This window comes from Methanofollis sp. (assembly GCF_028702905.1).
In the GTDB taxonomy this organism is placed as follows: Archaea; Halobacteriota; Methanomicrobia; order Methanomicrobiales; family Methanofollaceae; genus Methanofollis.
Map to the genome: position 1 here is coordinate 1 of NZ_JAQVNX010000084.1, position 9,199 is coordinate 9,199.

Sequence of the window (9,199 nt, forward strand, 5' to 3'; positions counted from 1 at the left end):
CGACGACTGCAAGGGTGGCGGGGTCGCGTGCGTCGCCGTACACCCTGACATTCCCGCCGATGCGGGCGGCCATCTCCCTGAGGGTGCAGGTGCAGGTGCCGACGCGTCCAAGCGACATCGGCCGCACCTCTTCAAGGCCGAGGATGCGGGCGAGGGTGTCGTTCACCCCGCCGGCCGCGCGGTCGAAGTTGGTGTGCATCACATAGAGGCCGATGTCGTGCGCCAGCAGGGGCCGCAGGACGCCGGCGGTCGTGCCGCGAACAGCGGTCACTGGTTCCCAGATGGGAGTGTGGTGGACGACGAGCATGCCGGCCCCGGCGCGGGCGGCGGCCTCCGCCACCGCAGGCGTGGCGTCGAGGGCGCAACAGACCGCCCCGACGTCCATCCTCCCTTCGACGATGAGGCCGATCCGCCCGTCGTCGAATTCTTCAGCAAGTTCCGGCGGCGCGATTCGTTCCAGATGCGCAACCAGGTCTGCACTATCCATATACACAGATCTGTCTCCGGCATAATCAAGGCACTTATTATCCCGAGTAATAAGAAAGACCTATTAATATGCAGGTTTAATAGAAAAATATGGAGAAGTCGATCGAAGAGATCAATACACGAATACGCGACGGCAATGCCCGCGTCGTCACGGCAGAGGAGATGCCGGACATTGTCGCCGAACTCGGCGAGGAAGGGGCCCTCAAGGAGGTGGATGTCGTCACGACCGGGACCTTCGGGGCAATGTGCTCCTCCGGTGCCTTCCTGAACTTCGGCCACACCGACCCCCCCATCAGGATGGAAAGGGTCTGGCTCAACGACGTCGAGGCATATGGGGGCGTTGCCGCCGTCGACGCCTACCTCGGGGCGACCCAGCAGTCCACCACGCAGGGCGATAAGTACGGCGGGGCGCACGTGATCGAGGACCTGATCTCCGGCAGGTCTGTCGAACTCCGCGCGATCTCCCGCGGGACAGACTGCTACCCGCGCCGGACTGTGACCTCCACCCTCCTCCTCGAAGACTTCAACGACGCCGTGATGGTCAACCCGCGGAACGCCTACCAGAACTACAATGCGGCGACGAACTCCACCGACCGCACCCTCCACACCTATATGGGCCTCCTCCTCCCGAACAGCGGGAATGTCTCCTACTCAGGGGCAGGGGCGCTCTCCCCCCTCGCCAACGACCCCCGCTATCATCGGATCGGGAGCGGCGTCCCCATCTTCCTTGGCGGGGCAGAGGGCATGGTCGTCGGGCAGGGCACGCAGTCCTCGCCGGCGACCGGTTTTGCAACCCTGATGACGACCGGCGACCTGAAGCAGATGAGCCCCGACTTTATCAGGGCGGCGACGTACCTGGGCTACGGCGTCACGATGTACGTCGGCGTCGGCGTCCCCCTGCCTGTCACCGACCTCGAGGTCGTCAGGAGCACGGCCGTACGGGACGAAGACCTGATGACGACCATCGTCGACTACGGCGTCCCGCACCGCGACCGCCCGGCTATCAAACGGGTCAGCTTTGCCGAACTGAAGAGCGGGAAGGTCGAGATCAATGGCGAAGAGGTGAAGACCTCGTCTCTTTCGAGTTACAAGAAGGCCCGCGAGGTCGCGGAGACCCTGCGCGGCTGGGTGGAGCAGGGCTCGATCGAACTCGCCCTCCCGACCAGGTCCTTCAATGCCGCAAAGAGGACGCACCCGATGCGGGAGACAAAGGTGGTCCCGATGGTGCGCGAGGTGATGGACACGGCAGTCGTCTGCATCACCGAGGACGAACAGATCACCGCGGCGGCCACGAGGCTTCTCAAGGGCGAGACAAACCACCTGCCTGTTCTTGATGCAGATGGCGTCCTCGTCGGGATTGTCACGACCTACGACGTCACCAAGGCCGTTGCACGGCCGGGCGATCGTCTCCTTGTGAGGGACATCATGACGAGAAAGGTCGTCAGGACGACGCCCGAGGAGGCGGTGGACATCGCCGCCCAGAAACTGGACCGGAACAACATCAGCGCCATGCCTGTGGTCGACCCGGCAAACCGGGTCATCGGCATGCTCACAGCGCTTGACCTCGGCAAACTTCTCGGCGGGAGGTGGCAGCAACCATGAAGTTGATGGTCTCATTCTCCAGGAAGAAAGTCCGCGAACCGATCATCGCCCGCGTGGTCAAGGACACCGGCGTCCTGATCAATGTCGAGAGGGCGCGGATCGAACCGGGCGAGGGCGAGGTGCTCATCGACGTCCCGAACGGTTCCGCGGATGAAGTCAGCCAGAAGATGCGCGACATGGGGGCGACGGTGCGTGTCCTCGAGGACGCCATCCACCACAACGAGGCCGAGTGCGTGGACTGCGGGGCGTGCATCAGCATCTGCCCGCAGGACGTCTTCTCCTTCGACGACGACTGGAACCTCGTCCTCGACCAGAAGCGCTGCGTCCTCTGCGGCCGGTGCCTCCAGGCATGCCCGCACGGGGCGCTCTCCCTCTTGAGATGAGCGACCTTTTCGGGCAGATACTATTCCTTTCTTTTTTGATTGTGCGATCCTTTTGAATCGGGCATGATCCCCGGGTTCAAGCATGCCGCATGAAAAGTGTTCTGAGGAGGTCTGGCAATACCAGGAGGAGATTGGTCTCCTCGCCTTCTCGGATCACAGGAGCACTCCATGTACCACGGCCCGATCCCCTCACAAATGTCATCTTCCCTGTCTTGTTTTTCTATCCCTCTCCTCCTGCATGACTGCTACAGTGTGCAGGGCATACGGTCCCCGTGACAGATAAACGATCTGCACAGAATGGATATATAAAACAACAGAGATATTATGGGTCGTGGATGCCCGAACGGGTGTCCCGCAGGAGGCCGGGGACTTCGATTGGCGTCGTGTCCCGGCCTTCCTCTGCCCGGAGGCGATCGGGTTGTTGGATATCATCAGGGATAGCCGTTGCGGTCTGTTTGCTTCTGGGTAAATTTTCTTGCGGAGGAAAAAATGAAACGAAACAGATCATTATGGAGAGGAACAGTACCAACTCTGGTGTTTATAGCATGTTTTGCTCTGGTAACAGCAGTGAGTGCTGGTTCAGGGGATGACAATGATCTCTCCAATCCAGAAGTTGGCGTAGAATGGGTTACTGAATATCTATATCCCAGTTGTAATCTTCCAAGCGCTGATGACTGTGCTCTTGGGTTTTATAACACACTCGGGAACGCGGGCTGGACACAGAAGTTTAATAAAGGAACCACTACCGTAGCGATCGATCAGTGGGTCTCAGACGGTTCAGATTCATCCTATGTGGATGGAGCCGACATTGTCATGTTCGTCGGCCATGGAGCAAATAATCTTATAAAACTCGCTACGGATCCGTTACATTGGATGTATTATGATTGCTGTGAATGGGGAGATTACGATCTTGAATGGATGCTGCTGCATTCCTGTAATACCGCGCAAGTACCTGGAAATTTCAAATCAAATAAGAGATAGGCACTAAACGGTGCGCATCTGATCTGCGGCTTCGACACTGTAGCATATGATTATGCTGAGGATGGGGAGAGCTGCGCCCAGAAACTCCTGAGTGGATATAAAGTTCGGCTTGCGTGGTACAACGCTATCGATGAAACACACCCCAGTGGAGTCCGTGTCGGTATCGTCGGAGAAAACTCCGACTGCGGGAATGATCGCGTCTGGGGAGAAGGTTCGGTCATCGCAGATCCTGTTGTAGACAGTGAAATTTATCGGTGGTTATATAACTGCAATCAGGGAGGGAAGAAGCCATGAAAAAAACCTACATCCTGCTTGCTGGCATTCTGGTGCTGGTTTCCGCAGTGGCGGTGTATTCACTGTTCCTCACAGACGAAGGGCAGAGAGGCTCGCTACCGACAATACAGGGAAGTGCCGAGACTGAATTCGACGTTATGACCGATTTTCCAGCACCGACAGACACATCGTACCCTGTGTATGGGACCGATGTACCGGCAGTAACAGTGCAGTCGGTGGAAAAGATTGCAGGCTTATTCGGGATGACCGGAAATGCCGAGGTTTGTAACCAGAAGACCGGGGAGATCCAGATTGTCGACGAATCAAAGGAGAATGTATCCAGACTCTCCATGTATCCTCCGTCCGGGGCAATCCTCTACGAAATTCCTGACAAAGAGTTTCCTGCTGCTGTCAGGGAACAACCTGTTCTCCCCTCCCGGGACGAAGCAATACAGATCGCCAATGTCTTCCTGAAGGAACGGGGGTTGTTGCCGTCTGAAGCGAAGGTGAGTACCGTTGAAGTAAACCAGCAGCAGGAGGTCTGGAAGGCAGGGGGCAGTGAACCCGAAAGAGTTTACAGCATTACTCTTGCAGTCAGGTATGCACGGACACTCGACGGTGTTCCGGTCTACGGTGATGAGATGGCCGTCATCATCGGCGACGGCGGTGAAGTCGTCGGGATGGTTAAGTGCTGGCGTCCGGTCGAAGCAACGGGAGAAACAATGATCATCCCTGCGGAAAAGGCATATGAAAACCTTAAAGCGGAAAAAACCGTTATCCCTCAGGACATGGCAGGATATGACCGTATATCCATTGAAAATATATCCCTGGGGTACTGGATGAAACCAAGGATCTACGAACAAAAAACGGTCACGCCGGTCTGGGCCTTCTCAGGGACGGCCTATTATGATGGAAAAGAAGAGCCGTACCTGAATTATGTGAGTGCGGTTCCTGAAGGAGCATGAAATAGAAACAATCTCATTTTTTTGCCAGGAAGATCCATCTCTCGCATCAGAGGAGCATCCCATGTATTATCACCTGATGTACCTGATCCCCCTGGCGATGGCCGTCTTCGCCATCTGGTTCTTCTATCCCTCCCTTACCGGCAGAAGAGAGACGAAAATCTCACCGGGTGAGTACGCCTGGTTTATTCTCTGCATCGTCGGCATTCTAATCTTCGGTTCCGGCCTCTTTCTGACGGCTCTGTTTCTTGAGTCATGGTACGCCAATCCACAGGAACTCGACATCAGGTTCCTGCCCCTCGTCCTCATGCCATGGGTCGTGATATCGGGAGCGGGCACGGCGTACGGCATCTGGGCGATCGACCGGTTGAGAAAAAGGTCCAGCACCCCGGAAGCGGGAGACGGAAACGATGAAAACAGGTCGGCGTCCTCCTCAGAGGGCAGGAGATGAAAAATCAGTTCCTGGGATCTGGAGAATCGGGATCTGATCATGGGTGCATCCCTCCTCACCTGTGCTCTTTCGTATTATCCCAGCACCGGAGAAAAGATTCCAGATGCAATTTTCCGATACGGAACTTCGATAGTGGTTCTGATATCGTATGTCGTGCAATACTGGAGTCGACGTGTGAACAAAGGGTCGCTGCGAACTGGCGCAGGCGCTGGAGACGTGGGGGAACAGGTAGGGAACAGAAAATTTTCTTTTTTCGCGGGTGGCGGACCCCTTTTTGCGTGACGGCGGGGCGTACGGGGCATGTGACCCTTTCAACGCGTAGACGATCTGCACAGAACAGATATATAAAACAAAGAGGATATTCTGGGTCGTGGATGCCCGAACAGGTGCCTCCCGGGAGACCCCATCATGAAAAAATTCTTCTTTGCTCTCATAGCCCTTGTCGCCCTTCTCGCCATCGTCGTCTGGGGCGGCCTCCTGCCGTCACCGTCATCGTCCGGCGGAGAACCGACCCCGCCCTCGCCCGCGGGCGTGCCGACGCCGACACCCGGGGTGTCGGCGACACCGGGGATAGACGCACAGGAAGCGAAAATTGAGGCGGAAAAAATCGCCCTCGCCCTCTTCCCGGAGGTGAAGGTCGACCGGACGACCGTCGAACTCACCGACAACGGAGACAGTCCCTTCTACGAATGCGAGATCAGGACGCAGGACGAAGAAAAGATCCAGGTGTGGATCGATCCCGCGACCGGCGACCTCCTCGGGTTTTCCGCCGGATCAGGGATGATGGGTCGACCTGCCGAACCCTCCCTCTCGATGGACGAGGCACGGGAGACCGCACGGGCGTACGTCGATGAAAAATCCGGCGGTGCCGACCTGACACAGACCTCGGAACAGTATAACCCCTTCTCCAGCGGAGCGATCGGAACCGTGGCCGGCAGGTATTCGTTCAACTATGCCCGCCTGATCCGGGGCGTCCCATGCTCCAGCGATTGCTTTCACATCTCTGTCGATGCGGTGACAGGCGAGGTCTGCAGGTACTCGAAACAGTGGAAGACCGACGAAGACCTCTGCGTCGCCAACACGGTCCCGTCGGTCTCAGGGGAAGATGCAAAGGACGCCGTCAGGGCGTACCTGAAGGGGACCTGGGGCGACCTGCCCGGCCTTGACATCCATACGGCCGATCTCAGGTGGTACGACGGACAGACCGGGAGTACGGACGCGGTCCCGCTAGTATGGGAGGTGCGTTTCGACGACGACCACTACCGCTCTCTCCAGTACCCCCACGATACCAATGCATATGTCGACGCCCACACTGGGGAGGTGCTTGCCTGCTCCTACCATCCCGATGCGACCTGAGGTGAGAAGATGGAGATCGGACGGATATGCACCATCGCGGAAAAAGAGTTCGCTGACACCATCAGGGGACGACGTTTCCTTCTCGTCCTCCTTCTCTTCCTCATCATCGCGGCAATCGGCGCATGGCAGGGCATCCAGGACTACACCACCGCCCTCGAACGCTACATGCAGGCCCTCCAGGCTGTCGGCTCCGGGACCGTATCGCCGATAGCGCATGTCCGTCCCTCTGTCCTGGACGTCTTCATGCGGATGGGCGGGGCGATGTCGACCCTCGGTGCGGTGCTCGGCATCGCCGTCGGTTTCGACCTCATCTCCGGCGAAAAGGAGGACCACTCCCTGAAGATGCTCCTCTCCCACCCGGTCTACCGTGACGAGGTGATCACCGGCAAGGCCCTCGGTGGTATCGTCTCGGTGGCGTTCGCCATGGCGGTCGCCCTGGGCATCGCGCTCGCCCTCCTCCTCATCTCCGGCCACGTCCCCTCGGCCGACGAGGCGGGGTTCATCCTGATCTTCGGGCTTGTCTCCTTCCTCTACCTGATGTGCGGGTATGCGATCGCACTTGCCATGTCTGTCGTCGCCGACCGGAGCGGGAAGGCGCTGCTCTATGCACTGGTCATCTTCTTCTTCCTCTCGTCTGTCGTCCCGGCGGCAATGACCCTTTCCGCCGATGTAATCGCGGGGGAAGAATCGGAAAAGCCGACCCTTGTCGATGACTCCGACCTGGAGAAGTGGAACGCCTACTTGGAGGAGCGGCGGGACCGCGACCAGATGCGAAACGCCATTGTCATGACCGGATACATCTTCTCGCCGCAGCTCAACTATGCCGAAGTCTCCCGCGCCGTCACCCAGCCCCTGATGTACCTGAACATGCACGGCGACCCGGACGAGGCATGGTCGCACTTCGACAGAGACGACCTGGACTATGCCGAGGTCCTCGGCCACCTCTGGAAGAACATCGTCGCACTCCTCCTCATCCCGGCCGCGTTCTTCGGACTGGCATATGTCGCATTCCTGAGGATGGATGTCAGGTAAAACCGGCAGGGGGCCGATCTCCCGCGTTCCGGATCGCGGGAGCACCCCTGCATCATAGCCTGATCTGTTACATCTCCCTTACAGTGGCCGTCTCTTCATGGTCTCTTTTTTCATTTCCTCCTTTTTCGGGAAAAGAGAGAGAAAACTATCGCCGTGCGAGTATGCCCGGTTCATTCTCTGCTTTTTTCCAGTCCAATACCTGTATCCGATCTCTTTCTGGCGGTTTTGTTTCTTGAGGTGCGATCACAGCGCACGGCATCCCGATCCATCCCCTATCTATACCCGCAAACAAACACTTCTCCTACCATGATCCGCGAACACTTCCAGTACAGGCAGACGATCACGACGATCCTGGCCGACGAGCAGTCCTTCATCGACGCGGCAAAATGTGCGATGCTCGACGCCCGTGCTGAACTGGAGGCGTTCATCGCGGAGGACCCCTTCTTCGGGATCACCTTCGACCCCTATAACCCGCCGGCGGAGAGTCCGATCGTGCGGCGGATGGGCGCGGCGTCCCTCTCCGCGGGTGTCGGCCCCATGGCGGCGGTCGCCGGCACCATCGCCTGGGCCGGGGCGGAGGCGATGCAGGAGGCAGGCGCCTCTTTCGGTGTCGTCGACAACGGCGGGGACATCGCCCTCTTCTCCGACCGCGACGTGCGGGTCGGCATCCACGCCGGCGAGTCGCCCCTCTCCGACAGACTGGCCTTCCTCGTCCCACGGCACCCCGCCATCCTCGGCATCTGCACGTCGTCGGCGACGGTCGGGCCGTCGATCTCCTTCGGCATCGCCGACGCCGTCTGCGTCATCGCGGAGGACGTCGCCCTCGCCGACGCCTGGGCGACCTCCCTCTGCAACGACCTCAACCCCGGCGACGACGCACCCTTCGCCGCCCTCGAAGGCACCGGCGTGCAGGGCGCCCTCGCCATCCTCGGCGACGCCGTCGGCACCTGGGGGACGCTCCCCGAGATCGTCGGGGTGCGGGTCGACACCGACCTCATCACGCGGGGGGAGGAGGTGTGATCCTCTGAGGGTAAGCGTGGATCAACCGCCTTCTCCAGAAAGATCCCCCGGCACAGAACTGCCAGAACAACTTTGTAAAATTCTTGTTCTGGCGTGCCTGTGCCGGGGGACTAATCGAAGGTCTTCGACCTTCTCATGCTCAAGATTGGGCCGGGGAAGGGTGAACTGGATATTCTGATGAGGGGGATAACCATCTCGTCTCTATCCTAATGGTGGGGGGACCGGGGGGTGCGACCGAAGGGAGCTTGAGAAAACGGAACGTTTTCGAGCGATGCCCCCCGGACAAGGATGCCGATCCACCGCCTTCCCCAAACAGGTCGCCGGGGGACCGCCTCGAAGGTCTTCGACCTTCTCGTTGCCCCCGGACCCCCGATCCAGGATAGGGTCGGGGAAGACAGAGCAGAGATTCTGAATAGGGATATTGCAATCCCGCCCTTATCCTTAATAGCAGGGTGCGAGCGGAGCGAGCTTGAGAAAACCGAAGGTTTTCGAGCGGCAGCCACTCAGCACGGGCACTGATCTCCCGCCGTCTATCTTGCGGGGTAAAGGGGTGGAGCGGGAGGACCCCGGCCTTCAGGCCGGGGGTGAAAGCGGAACCCCTTTTGATATGATCTCATCTACCGAAAACTATTTGATATTATAAGGCTTATAAC

At 58.8% G+C, this 9,199-nt stretch carries 8 protein-coding genes and 1 pseudogene; 8 read left to right on the forward strand and 1 reads right to left on the reverse strand.

All coding sequences use genetic code 11. The features are described 5' to 3' along the window. On the reverse strand, positions 1–487 hold a 487-nt coding region (locus PHP59_RS09565), incomplete at its 3' end, for a Nif3-like dinuclear metal center hexameric protein (protein WP_300166395.1). Positions 488–576: 89 nt separating this feature from the next. Between PHP59_RS09565 and PHP59_RS09570 the strand changes: the two genes are divergently transcribed. From PHP59_RS09570 to PHP59_RS09605, 8 genes and pseudogenes are all read left to right on the forward strand, one after another. Then, positions 577–2,088: a homocysteine biosynthesis protein gene (locus tag PHP59_RS09570; protein ID WP_300166397.1), complete on the forward strand. Its 1,512-nt coding sequence runs from the start codon at positions 577–579 to the stop codon at positions 2,086–2,088. Beyond that, on the forward strand, positions 2,085–2,471 hold the full coding sequence (locus PHP59_RS09575) for a 4Fe-4S binding protein (protein WP_300166399.1): 387 nt from the start codon (positions 2,085–2,087) through the stop codon (positions 2,469–2,471). Before PHP59_RS09570 ends, PHP59_RS09575 begins: the two co-directional genes overlap by 4 nt. A gap of 489 nt (positions 2,472–2,960) precedes the next feature. Further along, positions 2,961–3,746 (forward strand): annotated as a pseudogene (locus PHP59_RS09580) (DUF6345 domain-containing protein). Further along, positions 3,743–4,690: a calcium-dependent protein kinase gene (locus PHP59_RS09585; RefSeq protein ID WP_300166401.1), complete on the forward strand. Its 948-nt coding sequence runs from the start codon at positions 3,743–3,745 to the stop codon at positions 4,688–4,690. Before PHP59_RS09580 ends, PHP59_RS09585 begins: the two are co-directional and overlap by 4 nt. Positions 4,691–4,751: 61 nt before the next feature. After that, positions 4,752–5,138, forward strand: coding sequence for a hypothetical protein (locus PHP59_RS09590; RefSeq protein WP_300166403.1), 387 nt, complete (start codon positions 4,752–4,754; stop codon positions 5,136–5,138). A gap of 408 nt (positions 5,139–5,546) precedes the next feature. Next, positions 5,547–6,494, forward strand: a complete 948-nt coding sequence (locus PHP59_RS09595; RefSeq protein ID WP_300166405.1) for a PepSY domain-containing protein — start codon at positions 5,547–5,549, stop codon at positions 6,492–6,494. A 9-nt stretch (positions 6,495–6,503) separates the two neighbouring features. Further along, positions 6,504–7,526 carry an ABC transporter permease gene (locus PHP59_RS09600; protein WP_300166407.1) on the forward strand — a complete coding sequence of 341 codons (1,023 nt, stop codon included), beginning with the start codon at positions 6,504–6,506 and terminating at the stop codon, positions 7,524–7,526. 306 nt (positions 7,527–7,832) lie between these two features. Continuing rightward, positions 7,833–8,546: a UPF0280 family protein gene (locus PHP59_RS09605; RefSeq protein ID WP_300166409.1), complete on the forward strand. Its 714-nt coding sequence runs from the start codon at positions 7,833–7,835 to the stop codon at positions 8,544–8,546. Positions 8,547–9,199: the final 653 nt, after the last annotated feature.

What these genes read in the sequence shown, in the direction of transcription:
- PHP59_RS09575 (WP_300166399.1), top strand. Translation starts at nt 2,085, where the DNA reads ATGAAGTTGATGGTCTCATTCTCCAGGAAGAAAGTCCGCGAACCGATC.
- PHP59_RS09585 (WP_300166401.1), top strand. Translation starts at nt 3,743, where the DNA reads ATGAAAAAAACCTACATCCTGCTTGCTGGCATTCTGGTGCTGGTTTCC.
- PHP59_RS09605 (WP_300166409.1), top strand. Translation starts at nt 7,833, where the DNA reads ATGATCCGCGAACACTTCCAGTACAGGCAGACGATCACGACGATCCTG.
- PHP59_RS09595 (WP_300166405.1), top strand. Translation starts at nt 5,547, where the DNA reads ATGAAAAAATTCTTCTTTGCTCTCATAGCCCTTGTCGCCCTTCTCGCC.
- PHP59_RS09600 (WP_300166407.1), top strand. Translation starts at nt 6,504, where the DNA reads ATGGAGATCGGACGGATATGCACCATCGCGGAAAAAGAGTTCGCTGAC.
- PHP59_RS09570 (WP_300166397.1), top strand. Translation starts at nt 577, where the DNA reads ATGGAGAAGTCGATCGAAGAGATCAATACACGAATACGCGACGGCAAT.
- PHP59_RS09590 (WP_300166403.1), top strand. Translation starts at nt 4,752, where the DNA reads ATGTATTATCACCTGATGTACCTGATCCCCCTGGCGATGGCCGTCTTC.